Genomic DNA, 25,045 nt, shown 5'->3' with positions numbered 1-25,045 from the left:
CGGTCGCCGTCGCCCGGACCGGCCGCCGGAAGGGGATGCCATGACCAGCTTCGTCGATCCGCTCGAGGGTCCGTTCAGCCGCGGCCAGGAGGCCGAGGTCGAGTACGAGGAGGAGCTCGAGGCGGAGGGCGTCGGCGAGGACGACGTCGAGTACGTGATGGAGGACGTCGCCGATCCGGAGGACGACCAGGAGGAGTTCGGCGGGCGCTGAGCCGTTCGGCGGGGCGCCGAGCCGCCGGACCGGACCGGTCCACCCACCCGCGCAACCGCCCGTTCAGCCGCCCTCGGGCACGCGGCGCCGGTACCGTTCGACCGTCTCGCCGATCGCCGTGCCGACCAGCACGAGCGCGGCGAGGCCGCCGGTCGCGAGCGGGTCGAGCAGCGGCGAGAGCCCGGCCACCGCGGCGAGCCCGACGACGCCCCCGAGCTGCGCCCGCAGCCAGCGTCGTTCGAGGACCCGCCGGAACAGCAGGGTGCCGGTGAGGAAGAGCAACGGCCCTCCGAGCACGGTGACGGCGACGGGGAGGCTCTGCTCGTGCGGATGCGCGAGCAGCTCCTTGTCGCCCACGCTGAGCAGCACGATGCCCGCGACGATCAGCAGGTGCACCCAGACGTAGGCGGTCCGCGCCATCCGCCCCGGCGCGCCGGCAGCCTGCAGCGCCTCGGAACCGATCCGCTCGCCGTGGTCGAAGTAGATCCACCAGCAGGCGGCCGCGGCGACGAAGGCGATGAGCATGGCGAGGACGCGGTCGACGGTCGCCTCCTCGCCGGCGAACTCGAACCCGGTGACGAGGAGCCCCTCGCCGAGCGCGATGAGCACGAACAGCGCGCTCCGCTCCGCGAGGTGGCCGCCCGAGACATCCCAACGGTCGATCTCCATGCGACTGCGGCCCGGCAGCGGATACCCGCGGACGCTGCCGACGAGTTCGAGGCCGAGCGCCGCCGCCCAGAACGGCAGCTGGAACGACAGGGGCAGCAGCGCGCCCGTGATCCAGAGCACCGACGCGGCGAGCGCCCACACCAGCACGTTGCCGAAGTCGTGCGCCACGCGCTCGTCGTGCCGCCGCGTCGCCCAGACCATGAACACCGCCCGGCCGAGCTTCAGCACGACGTAGGCGAGGGCGAACGCCCACGCGCGGTCGCCGAACGCCTCGGCGATCGCCGCGCTCATCACGAAGGCCGTGAACGCGAGCGCGAGCACCACGAGCCGCACCGGCAGCTTCACGGGGTCGAGCCAGTTGGTGACCCATGTCGTCGACACCCACACCCACCACAACGCGCAGACCATGATGACGCCCTCGAGCGCGCCGAGCGGTGTCTGGTTGTCCGCGAGGTACGACGCGAGCTGGTTGAGGCCGAAGACGAAGACGAGGTCGAAGAAGAGCTCGACGTAGGCGACGCGCTCCGCTCGATCCGTGTCCGCCGGGCGCAGCACGTCGGCGCGCAGTCCGAAGGCCATGCGCCCATCCTGCATCAGGCTCCGGCGTCGATGGCGGATGCCGCGTGCGCACGGTTCGCGAACGCCGGGGTTTTGACGTTAGATGAAGGGAACCCGGCGACGGCCGCTCTCGGCCGCGCCGGGTCCACGGAGACTCATCGACGAAGACGAGGTACTGGGATGACGGCGCTGCCGTGGAGGACCTGCGCGTTCGGCGCCACAGCGGTGCTGGCGCTCGTGCTGACCGGCTGCACGAACGAGGGCGACGACGCTCCGCAGTCGACGAGCCCGACCGTGCAGCTCGGGGCGCCGGGCGAGCCGAACCGCACCCTGTCGCCCGACGAGGCCGCCGGCATCGAGCAGCCGGAGCACACGGAGGCCGACGTCGCCTTCATGCAGATGATGATCGTGCACCACGACCAGGCCGTGACGATGACCGAGTGGGTCGACGATCGGACGACGGATCGCGAACTGCGCCTGCTCGCGGAGCGCATGCGGATCAGCCAGGAGTCGGAGATGGAGCTCATGGCCGGCTGGCTGCAGGACCGCGGGACGCCGCTGCGCGGCGACCACGCCGACCACGCGGCCGGCGCGATGCCCGGCATGCTCACCGAGGAGCAGCTCGATCGACTCGAGGACGCCACCGGCGAGGAGTTCGAGCGGCTGTTCCTCGAGTACATGATCCAGCATCACACCGGCGCGCTCGAGATGGTGGCGGATCTCTGGGCCGAGGGCGGCGGCAACGAGATCGAGATCGGGCGGTTCGCCCGTGACGTCGAGGGCGACCAGGGCATCGAGATCGCCCGGATGCAGCAGATGCTCGCCGAACTCGGCGCCTGAGCCCCGCGCCGGGCCGGGCCCTCCAGCACGATGCCCGGCGGTCGCAGGACCGCCGGGCATCGTCATGCGCGAGTGGGGAGGCCGGTCGCCCGGCCTCCCCACCGCCGATCAGCTGAGCGTCGCCTTCAGGGCGACGATCGCCTCGACGACCGCCGAGTCGGCGGAGGCGCCCGACTTCTTGATCGCGTTGTCGAGCTGCGCCAGCACGGCGCGGCTGCTCGAGCCGTCGGCGACCAGCGCCTCGGCCTCGGCGAGGTGCTTGCGCACCTGCGCCAGCTGCTTCGCGCTCAGGTCGCCCGCGCGCTCGGCCTGGTCGACGTACGAGCCCGCGACCGCGAAGCTCGGCGCGTGGACGAGCATCGACTGGGACTGGGCGTTGAAGACGTCCAGCTGGATCTCGCCGGCCGCCTCGATCTCGTTCGCCGACAGCAGGTCGCTCGCCGCGAGCGCCATCACGTCGAAGCCGCGCGCGATCTCGCTGCCGACCACGTTGCCGTTGTACCAGTACGTCGACCAGTAGCCGCCGAGGACGAGCCCTGCGGGGTTGATCGGCCCGCGGTCGAGGTATGCGATCTCGACCGGGTTCGCGGTGTCGGTGAAGTCGATGATCGACACGCCGCCCTGGTACCAGGCCTGCACCATGATGTCGCGACCGGGAACCGGGACGATCGACCCGTTGTGCGCCACGCAGTTCTCGGCGGTGGTCTGCGCCGCCGGGAGCTTGTAGTAGCTCGCGAACTCGAGCTTGCCGTCGACGATGTCGAACAGTGCGTCGGCCCCCCACGACGGGTCGTGCTCGGCGAGGCAGCGAGCACCGCTTCCGCCGCCCCACTCGTCGGTGAAGATCACCTTGGAGCCGTCGTTGCTGAACGTCGCCGAGTGCCAGTACGAGAAGTTCGGGTCGGCGACCGCGTCGATGCGCACCGGGTTCACCGGGTCGCTGATGTCGACGAGGATGCCGTTGCCCTGGCAGGCTCCGGCGAGGAGCCCGATCTCGGGGAACGCCGTGACGTCGTGGCAGGTGTTGGTGTTCGGAGTGGGGCTGTAGAAGCTGCCGCTCGGGTGCCGCTCGGTGCCGGGGAGCGTATTCTGCAGGCCGTTGTAGGCACCCGTCTCGACATCGGTGAAGATGCGGGGCTGGCTGACGATCGCCGCGGTCTCGGGCGCCGCGAGCGGCACCTTGATGACGTCGATTCGCCACTGCGTCGGATTGCCCTCGGTGACCGGGTCGGTCGTCAGCGCCGCGTTCTCGCACCCGGCGAGCTCGAGGGCGGAGCGCACGCCCGAGGTGCCCGAGTTGTAGATGTACACGTGCTCCGCGTCATCCGGGTCGGTGACGAGCGTGTGGGTGTGCGAGCCGCGGCAGGTCTGCACGCCCGGCAGCTGCACCGGGTTCGACAGGTCGCTGATGTCGAAGATGCGGACGCCTCGGAAGCGCGCGGGGTCGACGGTCCCGCTCGTGCCCTGCGTGCCGCAGTCGATCCGGCCGTTCGACGCCTCGACGGACATGAAGAGCAGGTCGCCGTGCACCGACACGTCGCCTTGGCCGCCGGGACAGACGAACGCCGTCTCGAGGACCGGAGCGGCCGGATCCGAGATGTCGAACACCTGGAAGCCGGCGTAGCTGCCCATGATCGCCTTGTCGCCGGTGAAGGCGAGGTCGGAATTGATGACGAAGCCTGCCGGGATCGGCAGGCTCTCGAGCAGGTCGACGCCGCTCGCGGCGATCTCCGCGTCGTACAGGCCTCCGCCGAGGCCCTCGCGCGGGTCGTCGCCCGCGGCGGCGGCGGTGGCCGTCATCAGCGACGCCCCGAGCAGCAGTGCTCCGGATGCCGCGAGCGCACGTCTGCGCCATCGGACGGGCGGGTGTTGGGTTCTCATCGTCGGGTCCTTTCACTTCATGAAACGCGGTTCCACGTGCGATCGACGCCCTCCGACGAGCGGGCCGCACGACGTCGTGCACCCCGCCGGCCCCGGACGGGCCGATCTCTGGTCTCACGGTACCGACCGCAGCGCGATCGCAACAGGATGCGTTTTCCGAGATGTGCGACCGAGGCTGCCACGGGCACCCGATGCCCCCGGTCGTAGGCCCGGGGTTCACGCCGTCGGCGGCCCCACGTAGGCTCGAGGGCATCCGGATCCGGGAGGGGGCACCCCGCATGTGCGGACGCTTCGTGGTCTCGCAGCAGGCCGACGACCTGACCGCGGTCTTCGACGCGGAGAACGACTTCGCCGACTGGCGCCCCGCGTACAGCCTTGCGCCGACCGACACCGTTCCGATCGTGCGCGAGCGCGCTCGGAGCGACACCGGCGAGTTCGTGCGTCGCCTGGAGCCGGCACGATGGGACTTCCACCCGGCATTCATGAAGGAGTCGAAGCGGCCGCAGTTCAACAGCCGCATCGAGACGGTCGCCACCAACGGCCTCTGGAAGGGCGCGTTCGCCGCCGGGCGGTGCATCGTGCCGATGCGGGGCTACTACGAATGGACGGGCGAACCGGGCCGGAAGCGTGCGCACTACCTGCACGGCCCCGACGACCTGCTCGCCGCGGCCGGCATCTCGACGGCCCGCAAGCTCGACGACGGCTCGTGGGAGGTGTCGACGTCGATCATCACCCGCGAGGCGCGCGACGCATCCGGTGAGGTGCACGACCGGATGCCGGTCTACCTGCCGTTCGACGCGATCGACCACTACCTCGACCCGGAGAAGCTCTCCCCCGCCGACGCCGAGGCGATGGTCGACTTCCTCGTCGCGCAGTCCGATCGGGTCGCACCGACGATCGGCGAGTACGAGGTCGATCCCCGCGTGAACAACCATCGACGGATCGACCCCCACGATCCGACGCTCATCGAGCCGCTCGGCGAGGCGCCGACGCTCGCGTGACATCCCCGCTCCACCCGAGAGAGAGGACCGACATGACCGGCTGGACCGCAGACCAACTCGACCGCGTGGGCGAGGCCGAGCAGCTCGAGGTGGCCTCGGAACGACCGGACGGCTCGTTGAATCCGTTCCGCACGGTCTGGGTCGTCCGGGTCGACGACGAGCTCTTCATCCGCTCGGCGTACGGCCCGAACAACGGGTGGTACCGCCGCGCGAGGTCCACCGGGACCGGGCGCATCAAGGCGGGCGGCGTCATCCGCGACGTCACCTTCGCGGACGTGCCGGCGGAGGACCTCGAACTGCACGCGGCGCTCGACGCGGAGTACACGCGGAAGTACGGTCCGAATCACGCCCCGCACGTCATGGCGACCGTGCTCGGCGACGAGGTCCGCGAGGTGACCCTGCGACTCGACGCGCAGGACTGAGCCGGAGGCGCCGCAGGACTCAGCCGGGGCGCCGGGGACGGGCTCAGGCCGGCCCGCTCCGGCGGCCCTCGTCCAGCACGGCGGAGAGTTCGCGGAACTGCTCCGGCGTGATCTCGCCGCGAGCGAGGCGTTCCTCGAGGATGCGCTTGGCGGTGTCCCCCTGGGGATGGCCGGCTGGACCGGCGCCGGCGCCGGCGCCGTACGCGCCGCCCGAGCCGCTCGGGCCGCTCCGTCCGCCGCTCGCCGAGCGCACGAACAGCACGATGAGGACGATGATCCCCGCGATGACGAGGCCGCCGAACACGATCCCGGGCAGCCACATCCACCACCCGCCGAAGCCGTAGCCGTAGTCCCACATCATCCGCGCCACCTCCCGGTCGCAGCCCGACCGCCCGGTCGGGCACGACTCCAGCCAACCCGACTCCGCGACCGGCCGCCGGGTCCTTCGACCCGGGGAGTCGACGCGCGCCGCGACGGTGAAGTGCCCCCTGAACGGAGGCAGACGAGGGCCGCGCCGGGGTGCAGTACTACCGGCGCCTCGGCCGGCTCATGGGCATCCGCGACATCCCGGAGACCTACGAGGCGTTCGCCGAGTTCATGGACGCCTCCGAGGCGGAGCACTTCCGCCCTGATCCCGGCGCGTCGGACGCCGCAGTACGCCCGCGACCTGAAGCGCATCCGGAGCTACCCCGGCGGCTACCTCATCGAGCAGCTCGGCACGTGCTCGCCCGAGGAGCGCGCCGCCGAGGCATCCGTCACCCACGCCGCATCCCCGGCCAGCTGACGGTGCCGCGGCGCGACCCGTCGCCTCAGAACACCTCGGGCAGCGTCGACCGGTCGAAGCGGAACACGCCCGCGAGGTCGATCCCGCGGACAGTGCCGTCGGCGTAGTAGGCGATGCCCCACTCGTCGATGAACGACCCGTCGGCGAAGGTGCACGGCGCCACGACGGGGTCGTCCGGGTCGTCGGGCGCGGTGAGCCCGCCGCCGTCAGCGCTCGAGCCGAAGCTCGAGGTGCCGCCGAGCGAGGCGCAGAGGGCGGACGCCGGGTTGCCGGGCGGATCGTCGGGGACCTCGGTCCGGGAGAGGTACGCGAGCGCGGCGAGCGTCGGCTCGTCCGAGCTGATCGTGACCAAGTCGACGTAGATCCGCGAATCCGCGTCGTCGTCGAGCGTCTGGAACCGGCATACCGCGACCGGGTCGCCGAGCGGCACCCAGTCCTCCTCGTCGAGGTTCGTCGCCCAGGCCGGCTGGCGCTGCTGCACCTCGCCGCCCTTCTGCTCGCAGTGGGCGGCGGCCTCGGCCAGATCGGCAGCGGATGTCGCGGGGTCGCTCGCCGTCGGCGGCGACAGGGTCTCCGAACACCCGGCGAGCGCCAGCGCGCCGAGCAGCACGGCGCCGATGGTCCAACGGTTCCGTGTGCGCATGCGCGGTCCAATCTCGATCGCGAACATTCGTCCGGCCAGCGTATGGCGAACGGGCACCGGTCGACGAGACCTTGACAGGGAGTTGGAGCGGATGACGGGGTTCGAACCCGCGACCTTCACCTTGGCAAGGTGACGCGCTACCAGCTGCGCTACATCCGCGTGGGGCGGCTCCGCCGCTCCGGTACCGGTCGTTCGGACCGGCTGGACGAGCCTACCCGACGCACGGGTCATCCGATGACCGCCGCTCCCGCGGCATCCCGGAGCGTGGAGCGAACATATCGTCGCAGACCGGCGTATGCTCAGACATATGCGGACCACCATCATCCTCCCCGACGAGTTCGCCCGCGCCGTGCGCGAACGCGCCAGAGCGGAGGGGCGGACGTTCACCTCGTTCCTCGAGGAGGCGCTCCGGGAGCACCTCTCTCGCCTCGACTCGCGCGACGAGTCGCGCCGGTTCGCCGTCACTCCGTTCGAGGGCAGCGGGCTCCGCCCGGGCGTCGACCTCGCCGACGCCGCCGACCTCCTCGACCGGATGGAGCGGTGAGCCCGTGCTCATCCCCGACGTGAACGTGCTGGTCGGCGCCTACCGCACCGACGCGCCCGATCACGATCGGCTGCGCTCGTGGCTCGAGTCCGCCGTCGCGGGGCCCGAGGCGCTCGGGCTCACCGACGCCGTGCTCGCGGCGTTCGTCCGCATCGTCACGCACCCGCGCGTGTTCCTCGACCCGACCCCGCTCGAGAGCGCGCTCGCGCAGGCAGACGCGCTTCGCGGCGCGCCCGGCGTGCTCCGCGTGACGCCCGGAGCCCGGCACTGGCCGATCTTCCTCGAGCTCTGCCGGGGCGGTTCCGCTCGCGGCAACCTCGTCGCCGACGCCGCCCACGCGGCCACCGCCGTCGAGGCCGGCGCCACCTGGATCAGCCTCGATCGCGACTTCGCTCGCTTCCCGGGCCTCGTGTGGCGGTCGCCGCTGGACTGATCAGCCGCCAGTCGCCCGCTCCTCCGTCGACGCGGCGGCGTCAGGCGACCGGACCCGGTGCGGCGCCGTCACCTGGCGCTCTCCCGCCCGACGGCAGCTCACCCTGAGCACCCTCGCCCGAGGCGCGCTCGAACGCACGCTCCCACTCCTGGAGTTCCTTGCGCCCGCCGATGAGGCCGTCGAGCGACACCTGGAAGTGCAGCCCGCGCCGCGCGTTGACCTGCTTGATGTTGTGCACGAGCTCGCCGGAGACCGCACCGACCGCCTCTCGCACCTCGCGCACCCGCTCGTCGGGATCGTCCCAGAGGTGCGGGTGGGTGAGGATGTCGAGCAGGTAGTCGCGGTCGAGGGCCGCGGTCAGCTTGCGGAGCGTGTCGTCGTACTCGATCGCGGCGATGCCGCGCTGCCCGCCGGCCTGCCCGGCGCCGGCGCGGTCGATCCTGACGAAGAGTTCCTCGACGTTCTCGGCGATGCCCACCATGTCGTTCGCGGTCTGCGCGGCGACGGCGTTTCCGCGTGAACCGACCTGCGCGTACTCGACGGCGAGCGAGCGGAGCGTGGCCACGTGCCGGCGGATCGGTTCCGGAAGCTTCGCGTCGACTGCGCCGTGTCCGCGGCGCCGGCGCGCCCGGATCCCCCAGGTCACCGCCCCCGCCGCGGCGACGAGCACCGCCAACGCGATCACGAGGCCGAGGCCGAAGTCGCCCCCACTGCCGTCGTCGCCGCCTCCGACGAGCGGCGGCGGTTCGGCCGCCGCCTGCACGCCCTGGACGGTCTCGGTGAGCGCTCCGTCGAGGCTGTCGGCGCCGGATTCGGCCTGGTTCGCGATCTGCATCGCCTCGCCCGCGTCGAGGACGCGCGACCCGGCCGACAGGTCGTCGCCGACGGCGACGATGATCGTGTCGTACCCGGTCGCTTCAGCGAGCTGGGTCACGATCTCGGGTCCGGATGCCTCCAGCGCGGCGTTGTCCGAGAACACGGCGACGCCGATCGAGTCGTCGCCGACCTGCGCCAGCAGCGCTCCCTGCAGGGCCGACGCCCCGTCCACCTCCGACGAGACGTAGACCGGGGTCGACTGGAGCGCCTCGGATGCGTCGTCGACGTATCCGTCCGCTGCGGCGAAGAACAGGGCACCCATCCGTCGCCCCTAGAAGTTGTTGATGACCGAGGCGAACACGAGGTCGATCTTCGCGGCATCCGACGCGTCGAACCACTGGCCGCCGGTCGCCTCGGCGATCCGCTGGAGCGAGCCCGTATCGGCGCCCTCGCCGTAGGCGATCGGGAAGATCCGCACCGGCGCCGCGTCGCCGCCCTCGCCGGAGGATCCGCCGATCTTCGCGATCAGCGAGTCGATCGAGATCGACGAGTCGGTGTCCTGTCCGTCCGAGAGCACGACGATGGCGTTGATGCGGCCGGGCTCCGCGCGCGCGACCATCTCGTCGTACGCGACGGCGACCGCGTCGTACAGCGGCGTGCCCTCGCGGTTCGCGTACCGCAGGTCGTCGATCGAGGCGCTCAGCGTCTCGCGGTCGGACCCGAGCGCGGTGACATCCCGCAGCACGATCAGGTTCTCCCCCGCCGACGAGTCCACGCCCGTGGTGAACGCCCACATGCCGACCTCGTCGGTGCCGCGGAAGTGGCCGAGCGTCGCCTGGGCGCCCTCGATCGCGCCGTCGAGCTTCGACCGGCCGTCGCCGATCGGGTCGTCCATCGAGCCGGAGACGTCGATGAGCTCGAGCACCGACGAGGGCTTGCGGATCTGCGTCCACTGGTCGAGCGCCGCCGACACGACGTCGACGGCCGGCCGGGGCAGCGTGATCGCCGGGCCGGCGGGGTCGACGCCGTACTGCTCGGTGAAGAGGTCGCCGAGCGGCACCGACTCGTCGAGCGGCCGGAACCCGTACTCGGGCAGGATCCGCTGGGCCGGCTCGGTGGCGAGGAACTCGACGAACGCCTGCCCGGCGGTGCGCTGGACGTCGGTCACCCAGTCGGCGCCGAGCACCGTGATCGGGTTGTCCGACCACATCGACCCGCCCGACGGGTAGATCGCGACGAGCTTCTCCTTCGGCGGCGTCAAGGTCTCGCCGGGCTGCACGGTGTGCGAGTCGGGGTTGCCCAGGTTGTAGTTCAGCATCGAGGTCTCCTCGAGCGCCACGGCGGAGACGTAGCCGGAGCCCCCGGCGCCGTTCTGCGTCTCGTCGTACAGCGTCGTGAGCACCTTGCCCGTCGTGTCGCCGTAGTGGATCACGCACTCCTCGAACACCCGCGAGAACTCCTCGGCGCCCGCGACATCCGCCGCCGTGAGATCGCTCGTCTTGCCGGACGCCTCGTACGACTGCATCAGGATGGCCGACAGGCCCGTGGTCGACGTGTTCGGGTTGGTCTTCGAGATCTTGAACGAGCCCCAGATCGGCTTGCCCGCGCTGCTCCACCCGTCGGGGTCGGCGCACAGCGCCTCGAAGTCCGAGATGCCGATCTCAGCGTCGGGCCAGCCGAGGGCCTTCGCCATCGTCTCGGGCATCGCGAAGATGACCGGCGTGTGGGTGAACGACACGGGTTCGCCGACGAGCGAGGCGGATGCCGCGGCCGCGACCCGCTCGGTCCACACCGTCGAGGCGGGCGACCAGAGGGTCGGCCATCGCCGGGTGTCCTCGTCGGGCCAGTCGCCACCCGCGGTGAGGAACCGCGTCGCGTCGCCCGACGAGACGTTCACCGGCCGAACCGTCGCGCACTCGTCGAGCCCCGCGTGCTCCGGCGACTCCTTGAACGCGGCGGCCAGGGCGTCGAGCATGTTGACCTTCTCGGAGGAGGTCGCGACGACGACGCTCGTGCAGCCGTCGTCGGCGAAGTCGCCGCCGTCGATCGGGCCGGAGTCGACGTCGTCCTGGCCGAACGTGCACGCGCTCAGTGCGAAGGCCATCGAAGCGACGACCGCCACCGCGAGTCCGCCACGAACCCCCCGCCGAGACGTCGACGTGATCGCGGATCGAGCGGCCGTGCGCCGCGGAACGGGTGCCATGTGAACAGGGTAGGTCCCGCGAATATCGAACGCATCACGGTCCGGAGACTCGTGTCCGCGACGACGTCAGAGCAGCTCCCGCCGCACGACTCCGGCGCTCCACCGCCCGAGCAGTGCGCCCGCGACCGTGTCCGAGATGTGGTGCTGCCCGCGGTGGATGCGCGAGAACGCGATGGCCCCCGGAATCACGTACCGCAGCACCGGCCCGAGCACCCTCGAGCCGCGGACTCCGTGCAGGTCGAGCAGGTCGGCGAGCGTGGTGTGCAGGGCGACGGATGCCGCGGTGTGACCCGACGGGAACGACGACGTCGCGTGCGGCGGCTCGGGCCGCCACACGCCCTGCGGTCGCGGCCGACCCACGAGGGCGGCGGAGGCCGTGAAGCAGGCGGTCTCGAGCGCGAGCGCCGCGGCGGGCGCGACCGCGGCGCGCGGGTTGCGCGTGAGCACCCAGGTCACGGCGCACCAGATCGCCCCGTTGGCGATCGTCTGCGGCACGCCCGAGTACCACGAGAGCGGGCCGGTGATCCGGTCGAGCGGCCCGCGTGGTTCGGCAGGGACGATCGGCGCGTCGCCCGCGCTCCGGCCCTCGCCGTCGGGCCGGTGGCCGGACGCGGCCTGGAGTGCGCGAACCGCACGGTCCTCGGCAGGGTCGTCGCCGCCGACGAGCCGCACCGCGCGGCCGGCCACGGCGAGCACCGCGATCGCGCCGACCGCCGGGAGGACGAACGATCGGAGGATCCAGCGCATGCCCCGCAGCCTAGTCATCCGCCTGCCGCCTCCCGTGCCGCTCCCGCGACCATCGCGACGCCGACGACTGCGCGATCGGACCCCGGCGCCCGTAGGCTCGGGGACCATGGCCCTCGGAGCGACGATCCACACGTTCGACGTGCAGCTCGCGGACGTCGACCGCGGCGTGTACGAGGGCCTGACGCTCCGGATGGCCCGGCACCCCTCCGAGACGGAGGCGTTCATGGTCACCCGCCTGCTCGCCTACTGCCTCGAGTACGAGGAGGGCATCGCGTTCAGCGAGGGGATCTCGGCCACCGACGAGCCCGCCGTGCTCGTGCGCGACCTGACCGGCCGCACGACCGCGTGGATCGAGGTCGGCGCCCCGGATGCCGAACGCCTCCACTTCGGCGCCAAGCTCGCCGGCCGCGCCGCCGTCTACACGCACCGCGACCCGACCAAGGTCGCCGCGGCGTGGGCCGGCAAGCGCATCCATCGCGCCGATGAGATCCCCCTGATCAGCTTCGACCCCGGATTCGTCGACGACGTCGCCGCGGCGCTCGAGCGCCGGAACACGATGACCCTGTCGATCACGGAGCGGCACGCCTACCTCGAGCTCAACGGATCGAGCTTCAGCACCGCCATCCACGAGCAGCGCGCGGGCTGACGCCCCGAACCACCGCCCCGTTGAACGAGAGAACGGCCCGAACCCCTCCGGGATCGAGCCGTTCTGTGGTGCGCAAGGGGGGAGTTGAACCCCCACGCCCTCACGGGCACACGGACCTGAACCGTGCGCGTCTGCCTATTCCGCCACTTGCGCATACCGCTTCGCACGGGGTGCGAACCAGCCAACAGAGACTAACACAGGTGGTCGACGCGCCCGAATCGAGCGGATGCCTCGCGGCGGGCCAGGATCGTGCGGTGCCCACCCTTGGCATCCGCTCAGAACCACCGCCGCACCTCGCGCCGCCGCCGACCGCGGGCATAGCCTTGCACCACGGCACCGGCGCCCGACCGACCTCCGACCGAAAGGATCGCCCGTGACCCACCCTCGTGACGCGCATGCGCCCGTCGAGCCGCACGACGTCGACCTCGGCGGCATCCGCGGCTGGCTGTTCGACCTCGACGGGGTGCTGACGCCGACCGCGGTCGTCCACATGCACGCGTGGGCCAGGCTGTTCGCGCCGTTCCTCGAGGCGCACGGCGCCGAGCCGTACCGCGACTCCGACTACTTCGCGTACATCGACGGCAAGCCGCGCTACGACGGCGTGCGGTCGCTGCTCGAGAGCCGCGGCATCCGCCTGCCCGAGGGCGAGGTCTCCGACGCGCCGACCGAGAAGACCGTGCACGGCCTCGGCAACCGCAAGAACGAGGCGTTCAACGCGACCCTGGCCGAGGAGGGTGTCGAGCCGTACCCCGCGAGCGTTGCGCTGCTCGACGCGATCGAGCGTGCGGGCGGGGATGTCGCAGTGGTGTCGAGCTCGAAGAACGCGCCCGCCGTGCTCGAGGCGGCGGGCCTCGCCGAGCGGTTCGAGGTCGTGGTCGACGGCGCGGTCGCGGCTCGCGACGGCATCGTCGGCAAGCCGGCGCCCGACATGTTCGTGCGCGCGGCAGAACTGCTCGGCCTCCCGCCCGAGGAGTGCGCCGTGATCGAGGATGCGGAGTCGGGCGTCAAGGCCGGTGCGAGCGGACCGTTCGCCCTGGTCGTGGGCGTCGACCGCGGCGTGGGCCGCGAGGCCCTCACCGAGCTCGGGGCCGACGTGATCGTCGACGAGCTCGACGAGCTGATCCCGGCGCTCGAGCGCGCGGGCGAGACCTCCGCGATCCTCAACGACGCCGCCGACCCGCAGACCCCCACCCCCGCCACCGGCCTCACCACCGGCACCGCACCCGAACAGGAGGACCGCGCATGAGGTTCGCCGACACCGATCCGCTGAACCGCACGATCTTCCCCGTCGACGAGTGGGCGCTCGTCGAGACCGAGTTCAGTCCCGACGACATGGGCCGCACCGAGACGCTGTTCGCGGTCGGCAACGGATACCTCGGCCTCCGCGGCAACGTCGAGGAGGGCCGTGACGGCCACGTGCACGGCACGTTCATCAACGGCTTCCACGAGACCTGGCCGATCCGCCACGCCGAGGAGGCGTTCGGGTTCGCCCGCGTCGGTCAGACGATCGTCAACGCACCGGATGCCAAGGTCATCCGCCTCTACGTCGACGACGAGCCCCTGGTCATGACCGAGGCCGAGACGATGGCGTACGAGCGACGGCTCGACTTCCGCCTCGGGGTGCTGAGCCGGCGGATCGAGTGGCGCACGCCGTCGGGCAAGCGCGTGCTCATCACGAGCCGCCGCATGACGAGCTTCACCGACCGCCACCTCGGCGTCATCGACTACGAGGTCGAACTGCTCGACGCCGACGCCGCGGTGACGATCTCGAGCCAGATCCTGAACCGCCAGGACGGCCGAGACGAGTACCGCGGCGGCGTGACCGAGTCGCCGGGCGCGTTCGACCCGCGCAAGGCCGAGACGTTCACCGAGCGCGTGCTGCAGCCGCGCGTGCAGCGCCGCACCGAGGACGGCCGGTTCATCCTCGGCTACCAGACCACCAACTCGAAGATGGCGATCGCCGTCGGCGCGCAGCACTTCGTCACGACCGACAACGACGTCACCGAGTCGGGCTCGATCGGCGACGACCTCGCGAAGCAGATCTACAAGGTGAGCGCGCGGCGCGGCGTCCCGATCCGGATAACGAAGCTCATCAGCTACCACACCGCGCGCAAGGTGCCCGCGCGCGAACTCGTCGACCGCTGCGACCGCACGCTCGACCGCGGGGCCGAGATCGGCCTCGCCGACCTGTTCGCGCAGCAGCGCGCCTGGCTCGAGGACTTCTGGGCGCGCTCCGACGTCGAGATCGCCGGCCAGCCCGAGCTGCAGCAGGCGGCGAGGTGGAACCTGTTCCAGCTCGCGCAGGCCACGGCCCGCACCGACGGCGGCGGCGTCGCCGCGAAGGGCGTGTCGGGCTCCGGCTACGGCGGTCACTACTTCTGGGACTCCGAGATCTACGTCATGCCGTTCCTCAGCTACACGGCGCCGATCGTGGCCCGCAACGTGCTGCGGTTCCGACAGCGGATGCTCGAACCCGCCCGTGCCCGGGCGCTCGAGATGAACCAGCGCGGCGCGCTCTTCCCGTGGCGCACCATCAACGGCCTCGAGTCGAGCGCGTACTACGCCGCGGGCACCGCGCAGTACCACATCGACGCGGACATCTCCTACGCGCTCACGCAGTACGTGGCGGCGACCGGCGACGAGGACTTCCTCGCCCGCGGCGCGATCGACATCCTCGTCGAGACGGCGCGCATGTGGGAGGACCTCGGCTTCTGGCGCACCAATGCCGACGACGTGTTCCACATCCACGGCGTTACCGGCCCCGACGAGTACACGACGGTCGTGAACGACAACCTCTACACGAACGTCATGGCGCGCGCGAACCTCGCGGCCGCGGCATCCGCCGTCGACAACCTGCAGGTGCTCGACCCGCACTCGCACAAGAAGCTGGTCGAGCGCCTCGGCGTCACCCCCGCCGAGGTGGCCGGATGGCGCCGCGCAGCGGCCTACATGCACATCCCCTTCGACGAGAAGCTCGGCGTGCACCCGCAGGACGCCGCGTTCCTCGAGAAGGAGCTGTGGGACCTCGAGCACACACCCGACAACCGGCTCCCCCTGCTGCTGCACTACCACCCGCTCGTGATCTACCGCTTCCAGGTCCTCAAGCAGGCCGACGTCGTGCTCGCGCTGTACCTGCAGGGCGACCGGTTCACGACGGAGGAGAAGCTCGCCGACTTCGAGTACTACGACCCGCTCACCACGGGCGACTCGACGCTCTCGGCGGTCGTGCAGTCCATCATCGCCTCGGAGGTCGGCTACCACGAGCTCGCGCTGCGGTACTTCCGCTCGGCGCTGTTCGTGGATCTCGCCGACCTGCACCACAACGCCGCCGACGGCGTGCACGTCGCCTCGACCGGCGGGGTGTGGGCTGGGCTGGTGTCCGGTTTCGGCGGCTTCCGCGACCACAACGGCCGGTTCACCTTCGATCCGCGCCTGCCCGACGGATGGGACCGGCTCACCTTCCGGCTCACGATCCGCGGCTCGCGCGTGCGGGTCGACCTCACCGAGGGCGCCATCCGGTTCACCCTCGAGACGGGTGGGGCGGATGCCGCGCTCCCGCTCGAGGTGCGCGGACGGGAGATCGTGGTGACCGGCGGCGCGCCGGTCGAGGTGCCGCTCGACGGCCATGGCGCGCGTCGCGTGGGCGCCCCCACGATGCAGAACGTGCGCGGCGCGCGCCGCGCCGACGGCACGCTGCTCACGGCGTCGATCCCGACCCTGTCGATGGACCTCGACGAGGACGAGCAGGCCTCGGTCTTCGACTGAGGCCTGCTCTCGGAACCGCATCGTTCCACCCCGCGCCCGGCGCGTTCGCACGGGCTGCCGTTAGCATGTGAGTCGGAAACGCACCGGACGGGAGACCTGTGGGCCTACTGGACAACTTCGAGAAGGGTCTCGAACGCGCGGTCAACGGCGCGTTCGCGAAGACCTTCCGCTCGGGGCTGCAGCCCGTGGAGATCACCGCTGCCCTGAAGCGCGAGATCGACACGAAGGCCGCCGTCGTCTCGCGCGACCGCGTGCTCGTGCCGAACCGCTTCATCGTGCGGATGTCTCCCGCCGACCACCAGCGCATGGAGTCCCTCGGGCCGGCGCTCATCGACGAGCTCACCGACCTCGTCCAGAAGCACGCGGCGGCCCAGCGGTTCCAGTTCGCCGGCGGCATCACGATCGCGTTGCATCCCGACCCGAGCCTCACCGAGGGCATGGTGCAGGTCGAGTCGCAGAACGTGAAGGGCCGCGTCGCATGGACGCCGGTGCTCGACGTCGACGGCAAGCGCCACCCGATCCTGAAGGGCCGCACGGTCATCGGTCGCGGCAGCGAGGCCGACCTCACGCTCGACGACTCCGGAGCATCGCGCCGGCACGCCGAGGTCCAGTGGGACGGCCAGCGCGCCCGCGTGCGCGACCTCGGCTCCACCAACGGCACCCAGCTCGACGGCGCGCCCGTGAAGGAGTCGGTGCTCGAGCCCGACTCCGTCATCACGATCGGCCGCTCGCGTATCGTGTTCCGGGTGCTCGCCCAAGCCGACCCCACCGACACCGCGGCCGCCCGCCGCGCCGACCCGGCTCCTGAACGTCGCGACGGCGGCGGATTCTGGGGGCCCGAGCGATGAGTGAACTGACGCTGCTCGTCCTCCAGCTCGGCTTCCTGCTGCTGATGTGGGTGTTCGTCTTCGCCATCGTGTACGCGCTGCGCAGCGACCTGTTCGGCCAGCGCGTCCGCAAGCTCCAACCGGATGTCGCGGCCGCAGCGGCATCCGCCCCCGCACCTGCCGCGGGCCCCACCGCGCCCACCGCCGCGGTCTCGAAACCCGCTCCCGCTCCCGCCGCCGACGGCGGCGACGCCACCGCCGAGAACGCGTCGCGCCTCGTCATCACCTCGGGCGCGAAGTCCGGCGTGGAGTTCCCGCTCGGGCGCGACGAGATCACCATCGGCCGTTCGAGCGACTCGGCGATCATCATCCGCGACGACTACACGTCGACGCACCACGCCCGCCTGATGCTGTGGAACGGCCGCTGGATGATCCAGGACCTCGACTCCACGAACGGCACGTTCCTCAACGGCTCCCGAGTCACCGTGCCCACGCCCATCCCGCTCGGAGCCACCGTCAAGGTCGGAGCGACGACGTTCGAGCTGCGGCGGTAGCCGATGGCGAGCGTCAAGGCGAGCGCGGCGGTCTCGCACGTCGGCCGGGTCCGCGCGAGCAACCAGGACTCCGGGTACGCCGGTCGACGGCTGTTCCTCGTCGCCGACGGCATGGGCGGCCACGCGGGCGGCGACGTCGCGAGCGCGATCGCCACGCGCCGGATCGCCGAGGCCGACGCCGACTACGGCTCGTCGGCGGATGCCGCCGCCGCACTCGAGGACGCGCTGCTGTCGGCGAACCGGAACCTCGAGGAGACGGTCGCCGAGCACTCCGAGCTCACCGGCATGGGCACGACGACCAGCGCGATGCTCGTGCAGCAGGACCGCGTCGTCATCGCCCACATCGGCGATTCGCGCGTCTACCTCTTCCGCTCCGGCGAACTCAGCCAGGTCTCGATCGACCACACGTTCGTGCAGCGCCTCGTTGACGCCGGCCGGATCACGGCCGAGGAGGCCATGGTGCACCCCCGCCGGTCCGTGCTCATGCGCGTCCTCGGCGACGTCGAGGCCTCGCCCGAGATCGACACGATGGTGATCGACACCCACCCCGGCGACCGGTGGATGCTCTGCTCCGACGGGCTGTCGGGCGTGGTCTCCTTCGACGACATCCACGAGATGCTCTCCGCCGACGCCGGTGCGAAGCAGGTCGCGGACCGGCTCGTCAAGGCCTCCCTCGACGGCGGCGCCCCCGACAACGTCACGGTCGTCGTGGTCGACATCGGCGATCCGCCGGCTCCCGAGACGCCGCCCCTCATCGTGGGTTCGGCGGCCGCGCCGCTCGCGTTCGGCGTCGCGCCGGAGCCGGTGCGACGACCCGGCATCCGACTGACGCCGTTCCGCCCGCACCCCGTTCAGGAGACGCACTTCGAGCCGGATTCGGAGGAGTACTTCGACGAGCTCATCGAGGAGGACGAGCGGCGGCGCCGGCGGCGGCGCATCATGTGGGGCGTCTGGATCGCACTCCTCGTCGGGGCGATCGTCACGGTCACCGCACTCGGCTACCAGTGGACGCAGACGCGCTACTACGTCGGCGAGTACAACGGCCGCGTCGCGATCTACCAGGGCATCCAGCAGGACCTCGGCCCGATCTCGCTGCACCACCTGCACTCCGAGACGTCCGTCGACATCGCCGACCTGAAGGTCTACGACCAGCAGCGCGTCGAGCAGACGATCACGGCGGGCACGCTCGAGGAGGCCCACCGGATCGTGGACCGATTGGAGGAGTCCGTTGAGTGACCGAGGCGCGGCCCGCGCACCCGAGCGCGCCCCCGCGACGGCGAGCGTGCGACGCATCCGCATGCCGCAGAAGCTGCGCAACCTCGAGCTCGGCCTGCTCATCGTCGCGTGCATCATCAACGCGGGCGCCATCGTCCTCGTCCAGCTCGGCGCGCTCGGCCGCGTCGACACGCAGCTCGTCCTGCTCGGCGCCGGGTTGTCCGCGCTGGTGTTCGGGCTCCACATCGCGATGCGCTTCGTGGCGCGCGACGCCGACCCGTTCCTGCTGCCCGTCGCGACCGTGCTGAACGGCCTCGGCATCGCGATGATCTACCGCATCGACATCGCCGAGGGCGATGCGGGATGGGACAGCGCCGCCGTCCGCCAGATCGTCTGGAGCGTCATCGCGATCGTCGCGGCGCTCGCCACGATCCTGATCCTGCGGAACCACCGCACCCTGTTCCGCTACACGTACCTGTCGGGCCTCATCGCGATCGTGCTGCTCCTGCTCCCGCTCGTCCCGGGTCTCGGGCAGACGCGCGGCGGCGCCCGGGTCTGGATCGGCATCGGCGACCTCGTGACCTTCCAGCCCGGCGAGATCGCGAAGATCGCCCTGGCGGTGTTCTTCGCCGGCTACCTCGTGCGCAATCGCGACTCGCTGTCGATGGTCGGGCGCACCTTCCTCGGCATGCGGTTCCCGCGCGGCCGCGACCTCGGGCCGCTCCTCGTGGTCTGGGCCCTGTCGATGGCCGTCATCGTGTTCCAGCGCGACCTCGGAACGGCGCTGCTCTACTTCGGGCTCTTCCTCGTCATGCTGTACGTCGCCACGAGCCGGTTGTCGTGGGTCGTGCTCGGGCTGAGCCTCTTCTTCGCCGGCGCGATCATCGCCAGCCAGACCCTCGACTACGTCAACGGCCGCTTCCAGAACTGGCTCAACGCGTTCGACCCCGCGGTCTACGAGGCGCAGGGCGGATCGTTCCAGCTCGTGCAGGGGCTCTTCGGGCTCGCCAACGGCGGCCTCATCGGCACCGGCCTCGGCCAGGGCCGTCCCGACCTGACGCCCGTGCCCCAGTCGGACTACATCATCGCGAGCCTCGGCGAGGAACTCGGGCTGGCCGGGCTCTTCGCGATCCTGGCGCTCTACGTGCTGTTCGTCGCGCGCGGGTTCCGCATCGGCTTCGCGGGCCAGGACGACTTCGGCAAGCTGCTCGGCGTCGGACTCTCCTTCGTCGTCGCCCTGCAGGTGTTCATCGTCGTCGGCGGGGTCACGCGCGTGATCCCGCTGACCGGCCTGACGACGCCGTTCCTCGCCGCCGGCGGCTCCTCGCTCGTGGCGAACTGGATCATCGTCGCGCTGCTGCTCCGGCTGTCCGACACGGTCCGCAACCACCCGAGGCTGGTGATCGACGGATGAATCGCGAACTCAAGCGGGTGACGATCGTCTCCCTCCTCATGTTCCTCACCCTGTTCGTCGCCTCGACGGTGATCCAGTACGTGCAGGCCGACAACCTGGCGGCCGATCCGCGCAACGCGCGGACGCTGTACCAGAGCTACTCGGTCGAGCGCGGTCCGATCCTCGTCGGCGGCGAGCCGATCGCGTTCTCAGAGCCGTCGGACGACGACTACAAGTTCCAGCGCATCTACGCGAACGGGCCGCTGTACGCGCCCATCACCGGCTTCATCCCGGTGAACGGCGAGGCGACCGGGCTCGAGGGCTCGCTGAACGCCGAGCTCAGCGGCACGTCCGAGTCGCAGTTCTTCGATTCGCTCAACCGGCTCATCTCCGGGCAGGACCCGATGGGCGCCTCGGTCGAGGTCACGATCGACCCCGTGGCGCAGCAGGCGGCGTGGGATGCGCTCGGGGACTACAGCGGCGCGATCATCGTGACGCGGCCGAGCAGCGGCCGCATCGTCGCGATGGTCACGAAGCCCACGTACGACCCGAACTCGCTGGCCGTGCACGACGGCGAGGAGGTCGAGCAGACCTACCAGAGCCTCCTGGACGACCCGGGCGACCCGCTCTTCAATCGTGCGACGGGCGGCGACATGAACCCGCCCGGCTCGGTGTTCAAGCTCGTGATGACGGCCGCGGCGCTCGAGTCGGGGCAGTACACGCCCGACAGCACGTTCCCCAACCCCGCCGAGTTCACGCTCCCGCAGACGAGTTCGGTGGTCCGCAACTCCAGCGGCGGCACGTGCGGCGGCGGATCAGAGGTGACCCTCGCGACGGCGCTCCGGCTCTCGTGCAACATCCCGTTCGCGGAGCTCGCGCTCGAGCTCGGCGACGACGCGATCCGCGCCCAGGCCGAGAAGTTCGGGTTCAACTCCGACTTCACGATCCCGAACCCCACCGAGATGAGCACGTACCCTGCCAACCCCGACGAGCCGCAGACCGCGCTCACCGGCTTCGGGCAGGGCGACGTCCGCGCGACGCCGATGCAGATGGCCATGGTGTCGGCGGCGATCGCGAACGGCGGCATCGTGATGGACCCCGACCTCGTCGAGTCGATCACGGCCCCCGACTTCCGCCCGATCGAGGAGTTCGAGGGCGTCGAGTTCGGGCGTGCGATCAGCGAGTCGACGGCCCGGACGATGACCGAGATGATGGTCAACGGCGTCGAGAACGGCGCCGCGAGTAATGCAAGAATAGACGGCGTCAGCGTGGCCGGTAAGACGGGTACAGCGGAGAACGGCGAGGACGATCCCTATACCTTGTGGTTCACAGGTTTTGCCCCCGCCGACGACCCTCAGTATGCGATCACGGTGCTCGTGGAAGACGGCGGAGGGCTTGGTCAGGAGGGGTACGGCAATCTGATTGCCGCGCCATTGGCGAAACAGGTACTAGAGGCGGTGCTGAACAAATGAGACCGAGTGCTGGGCTCACCTTCGGTGGACGGTACGAGCTGCAGTCCCGGATCGCCATCGGCGGCATGGGCGAGGTGTGGCAGGCGACCGACCTGGTCATCGGCCGCCAGGTCGCGCTGAAGATCCTCAAGGACGAGTACCTGGGCGACCCGGGCTTCCTCGAGCGCTTCCGCGCCGAGGCGCGCCACGCCGCACTCGTGAACCACGAGGGCATCGCGAACGTCTTCGACTACGGCGAGGAGGAGGGCAGCGCCTACCTCGTCATGGAGCTCGTCCCCGGCGAGGCCCTCTCGACGATCCTCGAGCGCGAGCACGTGCTCTCGACCGACAAGGTCCTCGACATCGTCGCCCAGACCGCCGCGGCCCTCCAGGCCGCGCACGCGGCAGGGCTCGTGCACCGCGACATCAAGCCCGGCAACCTGCTCATCACGCCCGACGGCCGCGTCAAGATCACCGACTTCGGCATCGCGCGCATCGCCGACCAGGTGCCGCTCACCGCGACCGGCCAGGTCATGGGCACGGTGCAGTACCTCTCGCCCGAGCAGGCCTCCGGCCACCCGGCATCACCGACGACCGACATCTACTCGCTCGGCATCGTCGCCTACGAGTGCCTCGCCGGCCGTCGCCCCTTCACGGGCGAGTCGCAGGTCGCCATCGCCATGGCGCAGATCAACGAGACGCCGCCCGACCTGCCCGTCACGGTCTCCGAGCCCGTGCGCAACCTCGTCTACTCGTGCATCGCCAAGAACCCGGCCGATCGGCCGCAGACGGCCGCGCACCTCGCGCGCGCGGCGACCGCGCTGCGGCGCGGCGACGTGCAGGCGGCCGCGGCGGCGGTGCCCGCCGTGCTCGGCGCGGCGGCGGGTGCGACCGCCGCCACGATGCTCATGCCGCAGGCCGGCGCGAACACCGCCGCGACCACGGTGCTGCCCGCGGGCGCGCCCCTCCCCGACGGCGAGGAGGAGCAGCCCGCCGAGCGCAAGCGCAGCCCGTGGACGTGGCCGCTGATCGTGCTGATCATCCTGCTCGCGCTCGTGCTCATCGGCACGCTCATCGCGCTCGCCCTCAACAGCGGCAACCGGGCGCCCGAGGAGTCCTCGTCGAGGCCGCCGTCGTCGTCGACGCCGCCGTCCAGCGCGCCGCCGAGCACCACGAGCGAGGCGCCGCCCGAGCCCACGACCGAGGCGCCGACCACCGAGCAGGTCGACCGTGCCGCGTACATCGGCCGGAACGTCGACGAGGTCCGCGGGGAGCTCGAGGGCCTCGGCTTCGTCGTCAGCACCCAGGAGGGCGCCGCCGCGACCAGCCCGGACCAGGCGAACACCGTCTCCGACGTCAACCCGAGCGGTCCCGTCCCCATCGGATCGACGATCACCGTGACCTACCTCGGAGCGCCCGAGACGCCGAGCGCCCCGGCGAACGCGCCGACGGTGAACCCCGCCGAGGTCGCGTCGGGCGGCATCGTCCAGGTCAGCTGGCCCGCGGCCACCTGCCCGTCGGGCCAGCAGCTCAGCGGCTACGAGGTCGCGGTCACGAACGACGCGACGGCGCCGAGCCCCGTGGGCGCCGGCACCACGAGCGTCAACGTGCAGGCCGGAACGCAGTCGTTCGAGGTGACCTACCGGTACTTCTGCGGCCAGCTCGACTCGCCGTTCTCGCCCGCCGCGCCGGTGACGGTCCAGCCCTAGCCCTCGGAACGAGCCCGACACGAACGGAGACACCGTGAACGACGACGAACGCATGCTCGCGGGCCGGTACCGCGTGGGTGCGCTCATCGGGCGCGGCGGCATGTCCGACGTTCACGTGGGCACCGATTCCCGGCTCGGCCGACAGGTCGCGATCAAGCTGCTGAAGCCGCAGCTCGCGACCGACCCGGCGTTCCGGATGCGGTTCCGCCAGGAGGCGCAGTCGGCCGCCAGGATGGCGCACCCGACCATCGTCCGCGTCTTCGACGCCGGCGAGGAGACCGTGCTCGACGCGTCGGGGCACGAGGTGCAGCTCCCCTTCATCGTCATGGAGTACGTCGAGGGGCGCCTGCTCAAGGACATCATCCACGACGGGCCGCTCGACCCGCCCGCTGCGGCGCGCGTCATCGACGGCGTGCTCACCGCGCTCGAGTACTCCCACCGCGCCGGGGTCGTGCACCGCGACATCAAGCCGGGCAACATCATGATCACCACCGGCGGCCAGGTGAAGGTCATGGACTTCGGCATCGCCCGGGCGGTGTCGGACTCGGCGACCACGGTCGCCCAGACCACGGCGATCCTCGGCACGGCCTCCTACTTCTCGCCCGAGCAGGCCAAGGGCGAGACGGTCGACGCGCGGACCGACCTCTACAGCACCGGCGTGGTGCTGTTCGAACTCCTGACCGGTCGCCCGCCGTTCCGCGGCGACACCCCGGTCGCCGTGGCCTACCAGCACGTCAGCGAGCGCCCGGTCAAGCCGAGCGTGATCAACCCGAAGGTCTCCCCCGCGCTCGACGCCGTCGTGATGCACGCCCTCGCGAAGGACCGCACGACCCGGTACCAGACGGCGGCCGAGTTCCGCGCCGACGTCGAGGCCGCGGCATCCGGTCGCGTTCCCGTGCAGAAGAAGACCGACGAGACCGCGCTCTTCTTCGGCACGCCGACCGCGGCCCTCTCGACCTCCGAGCTCGCCCTCCGCCAGCTCACGGAGGACGACACCATGACGCGGACGCAGCGCCGGCCGCCCGCGATCTGGATCTGGTCGGGCATCATCGCGGTCGTCGTGATCGTGGTCGCCGTCATGTACTGGGCGTTCAACCTCCAGCCGGCCGACACCATCCCCTCCAACGCGCGCGAGGTCCCGGTCCTCACCGGTTCCACGTGGGAGGAGGCGGCCAACGAGCTCCAGGCGCTCACGCTGCCGCCGACGCGGATGGACCGCGTGAGCGACGACGTCCCGGCCGGCGAGGTCATCGGCACCGAGCCGGCCGCGGGCGAGATCGTCGACACCGGCACGCCGATCAGCGTGTACGTCTCCACCGGCCGCGAGGCGGTCTCGGTGCCCGACGTCGTCAACATGCAGCTCGACCAGGCGAAGACGGCGATCTCCGACGCCGGGCTCTCCCCGGGGAGCGAGACGAGGCAGAACTCGCCGACCGTCGCCGCCGGCGTGATCATCTCGACCGACCCCGAGGGCGGGTCGTCGGTCGACCAGGGCAGCACGGTGAACTTCACGATCTCGTCGGGGAACGTCACGCTGCCCGACCTCACGGGGCAGTCGCTGCAGGCGGCCTCGTCGTACCTCGGCACCTCGTCGCTGCAGCTCTCGCCGAAGCCCGTGCCCGACGCGAGCTGCGCGTCGCAGCCCGGCTCGCCGGTCATCCGGCAGTCGCCGGCCCCGGGCGACGTGCCGCAGAAGTCCGAGGTCGAGCTCGTCTACTGCGCGGGCTGAGCCG

The 25,045-nt window shown here is 71.2% G+C and carries 23 protein-coding genes, 2 tRNA genes and 1 pseudogene; 17 read left to right on the top strand and 9 right to left on the bottom strand.

Annotation, left to right across the window (positions count from 1 at the left end; genetic code table 11):
* Positions 1 to 40: 40 nt before the first annotated feature.
* On the top strand, positions 41 to 211 hold the full coding sequence (locus tag ACQ393_RS10930; protein WP_430646851.1) for a hypothetical protein: 171 nt from the start codon (positions 41 to 43) through the stop codon (positions 209 to 211).
* A 63-nt stretch (positions 212 to 274) separates the two neighbouring features.
* On the opposite strand, the gene ACQ393_RS10925 is transcribed toward ACQ393_RS10930, so the two are convergent.
* Entirely contained in the window at positions 275 to 1,459 is a 1,185-nt protein-coding gene (locus ACQ393_RS10925) for a low temperature requirement protein A (protein ID WP_430646850.1), read from the bottom strand.
* A gap of 159 nt (positions 1,460 to 1,618) precedes the next feature.
* Here ACQ393_RS10925 and ACQ393_RS10920 point away from each other — a divergent pair, with 159 nt between their 5' ends.
* Positions 1,619 to 2,278 (top strand): DUF305 domain-containing protein, encoded by a 660-nt coding sequence (locus ACQ393_RS10920; RefSeq protein ID WP_430646849.1) that lies wholly within the window; start codon positions 1,619 to 1,621, stop codon positions 2,276 to 2,278.
* 108 nt (positions 2,279 to 2,386) lie between these two features.
* Here the strand turns inward: ACQ393_RS10920 and ACQ393_RS10915 are convergent, their stop codons facing one another.
* Entirely contained in the window at positions 2,387 to 4,159 is a 1,773-nt protein-coding gene (locus ACQ393_RS10915) for an LVIVD repeat-containing protein (RefSeq protein WP_430646848.1), read from the bottom strand.
* A 278-nt stretch (positions 4,160 to 4,437) separates the two neighbouring features.
* Between ACQ393_RS10915 and ACQ393_RS10910 the strand changes: the two genes are divergently transcribed.
* Entirely contained in the window at positions 4,438 to 5,160 is a 723-nt protein-coding gene (locus ACQ393_RS10910) for an SOS response-associated peptidase (RefSeq protein ID WP_430646847.1), read from the top strand.
* 32 nt (positions 5,161 to 5,192) lie between these two features.
* The gene (locus ACQ393_RS10905) at positions 5,193 to 5,582 is read left to right on the top strand and encodes a DUF2255 family protein (protein WP_430646846.1); all 390 of its coding nucleotides are present in this window, start codon (positions 5,193 to 5,195) and stop codon (positions 5,580 to 5,582) included.
* 43 nt (positions 5,583 to 5,625) lie between these two features.
* On the opposite strand, the gene ACQ393_RS10900 is transcribed toward ACQ393_RS10905, so the two are convergent.
* A complete protein-coding gene (locus ACQ393_RS10900; protein ID WP_430646845.1) occupies positions 5,626 to 5,943 on the bottom strand; it encodes an SHOCT domain-containing protein in 318 nt (105 codons plus the stop codon).
* A 149-nt stretch (positions 5,944 to 6,092) separates the two neighbouring features.
* On the opposite strand from ACQ393_RS10900, the pseudogene ACQ393_RS10895 reads away from it, so the two are divergent.
* A pseudogene (locus tag ACQ393_RS10895) lies at positions 6,093 to 6,473 on the top strand (oxygenase MpaB family protein); the annotation flags it as partial.
* Here ACQ393_RS10895 and ACQ393_RS10890 read toward each other — a convergent pair.
* Together ACQ393_RS10890 and ACQ393_RS10885 are read right to left on the bottom strand one after the other, a co-directional pair.
* The gene (locus tag ACQ393_RS10890) at positions 6,392 to 7,009 is read right to left on the bottom strand and encodes a hypothetical protein (protein WP_430646844.1); all 618 of its coding nucleotides are present in this window, start codon (positions 7,007 to 7,009) and stop codon (positions 6,392 to 6,394) included. The pseudogene ACQ393_RS10895 and the gene ACQ393_RS10890 sit on opposite strands and share 82 nt — an antisense overlap.
* 83 nt (positions 7,010 to 7,092) lie before the next feature.
* A tRNA-Gly gene (locus tag ACQ393_RS10885) sits at positions 7,093 to 7,168 on the bottom strand.
* 148 nt (positions 7,169 to 7,316) lie between these two features.
* Between ACQ393_RS10885 and ACQ393_RS10880 the strand changes: the two genes are divergently transcribed.
* Entirely contained in the window at positions 7,317 to 7,553 is a 237-nt protein-coding gene (locus tag ACQ393_RS10880; RefSeq protein ID WP_430646843.1) for a ribbon-helix-helix protein, CopG family, read from the top strand.
* 4 nt (positions 7,554 to 7,557) lie between these two features.
* Positions 7,558 to 7,986: a TA system VapC family ribonuclease toxin gene (locus ACQ393_RS10875; RefSeq protein ID WP_430646842.1), complete on the top strand. Its 429-nt coding sequence runs from the start codon at positions 7,558 to 7,560 to the stop codon at positions 7,984 to 7,986.
* A gap of 40 nt (positions 7,987 to 8,026) precedes the next feature.
* On the opposite strand, the gene ACQ393_RS10870 is transcribed toward ACQ393_RS10875, so the two are convergent.
* From ACQ393_RS10870 to ACQ393_RS10860, 3 genes are all read right to left on the bottom strand, one after another.
* Complete coding sequence (locus tag ACQ393_RS10870; RefSeq protein ID WP_430646841.1) at positions 8,027 to 9,124, bottom strand: hypothetical protein; 1,098 nt, start codon at positions 9,122 to 9,124, stop codon at positions 8,027 to 8,029.
* A gap of 9 nt (positions 9,125 to 9,133) precedes the next feature.
* Positions 9,134 to 10,906, bottom strand: a complete 1,773-nt coding sequence (locus ACQ393_RS10865; protein WP_430646840.1) for a substrate-binding and vWA domain-containing protein — start codon at positions 10,904 to 10,906, stop codon at positions 9,134 to 9,136.
* 165 nt (positions 10,907 to 11,071) lie between these two features.
* Complete coding sequence (locus ACQ393_RS10860; protein ID WP_430646839.1) at positions 11,072 to 11,752, bottom strand: phosphatase PAP2 family protein; 681 nt, start codon at positions 11,750 to 11,752, stop codon at positions 11,072 to 11,074.
* Between the two features lie 106 nt (positions 11,753 to 11,858).
* Here ACQ393_RS10860 and ACQ393_RS10855 point away from each other — a divergent pair, with 106 nt between their 5' ends.
* The gene (locus tag ACQ393_RS10855; protein ID WP_430646838.1) at positions 11,859 to 12,398 is read left to right on the top strand and encodes a YaeQ family protein; all 540 of its coding nucleotides are present in this window, start codon (positions 11,859 to 11,861) and stop codon (positions 12,396 to 12,398) included.
* Positions 12,399 to 12,464: 66 nt separating this feature from the next.
* Here ACQ393_RS10855 and ACQ393_RS10850 read toward each other — a convergent pair.
* A tRNA-Leu gene (locus tag ACQ393_RS10850) sits at positions 12,465 to 12,551 on the bottom strand.
* 220 nt (positions 12,552 to 12,771) lie between these two features.
* On the opposite strand from ACQ393_RS10850, the gene ACQ393_RS10845 reads away from it, so the two are divergent.
* The 9 genes from ACQ393_RS10845 (at position 12,772) to pknB (ending at position 25,041) form a co-directional block, all read left to right on the top strand.
* The gene (locus ACQ393_RS10845; protein WP_430646837.1) at positions 12,772 to 13,644 is read left to right on the top strand and encodes an HAD family hydrolase; all 873 of its coding nucleotides are present in this window, start codon (positions 12,772 to 12,774) and stop codon (positions 13,642 to 13,644) included.
* Positions 13,641 to 16,163, top strand: coding sequence for a glycoside hydrolase family 65 protein (locus tag ACQ393_RS10840; RefSeq protein WP_430646836.1), 2,523 nt, complete (start codon positions 13,641 to 13,643; stop codon positions 16,161 to 16,163). The genes ACQ393_RS10845 and ACQ393_RS10840 overlap by 4 nt, the downstream gene beginning before the upstream one ends.
* Before the next feature lie 98 nt (positions 16,164 to 16,261).
* Positions 16,262 to 17,011, top strand: a complete 750-nt coding sequence (locus ACQ393_RS10835; RefSeq protein WP_430646835.1) for an FhaA domain-containing protein — start codon at positions 16,262 to 16,264, stop codon at positions 17,009 to 17,011.
* Positions 17,008 to 17,544, top strand: coding sequence for an FHA domain-containing protein FhaB/FipA (locus tag ACQ393_RS10830; RefSeq protein WP_430646834.1), 537 nt, complete (start codon positions 17,008 to 17,010; stop codon positions 17,542 to 17,544). The genes ACQ393_RS10835 and ACQ393_RS10830 overlap by 4 nt, the downstream gene beginning before the upstream one ends.
* A gap of 3 nt (positions 17,545 to 17,547) precedes the next feature.
* Positions 17,548 to 18,780: a PP2C family protein-serine/threonine phosphatase gene (locus tag ACQ393_RS10825; protein ID WP_430646833.1), complete on the top strand. Its 1,233-nt coding sequence runs from the start codon at positions 17,548 to 17,550 to the stop codon at positions 18,778 to 18,780.
* Positions 18,781 to 18,841: 61 nt separating this feature from the next.
* Complete coding sequence (locus tag ACQ393_RS10820) at positions 18,842 to 20,173, top strand: FtsW/RodA/SpoVE family cell cycle protein (RefSeq protein ID WP_430647021.1); 1,332 nt, start codon at positions 18,842 to 18,844, stop codon at positions 20,171 to 20,173.
* The gene (locus ACQ393_RS10815) at positions 20,170 to 21,624 is read left to right on the top strand and encodes a peptidoglycan D,D-transpeptidase FtsI family protein (RefSeq protein ID WP_430646832.1); all 1,455 of its coding nucleotides are present in this window, start codon (positions 20,170 to 20,172) and stop codon (positions 21,622 to 21,624) included. Before ACQ393_RS10820 ends, ACQ393_RS10815 begins: the two co-directional genes overlap by 4 nt.
* Positions 21,621 to 23,312 carry a serine/threonine-protein kinase gene (locus ACQ393_RS10810; RefSeq protein WP_430646831.1) on the top strand — a complete coding sequence of 564 codons (1,692 nt, stop codon included), beginning with the start codon at positions 21,621 to 21,623 and terminating at the stop codon, positions 23,310 to 23,312. The genes ACQ393_RS10815 and ACQ393_RS10810 overlap by 4 nt, the downstream gene beginning before the upstream one ends.
* A 52-nt stretch (positions 23,313 to 23,364) precedes the next feature.
* Entirely contained in the window at positions 23,365 to 25,041 is a 1,677-nt protein-coding gene (gene pknB / locus ACQ393_RS10805) for a Stk1 family PASTA domain-containing Ser/Thr kinase (protein WP_430647020.1), read from the top strand.
* Positions 25,042 to 25,045: the final 4 nt, after the last annotated feature.

The organism is Agromyces sp. GXS1127 (assembly GCF_050565425.1).
Classification (GTDB): domain Bacteria; phylum Actinomycetota; class Actinomycetes; order Actinomycetales; family Microbacteriaceae; genus Agromyces.
Note: the sequence above shows the minus strand (reverse complement) of the source record. Positions and strands in the feature narration are given on the sequence as shown.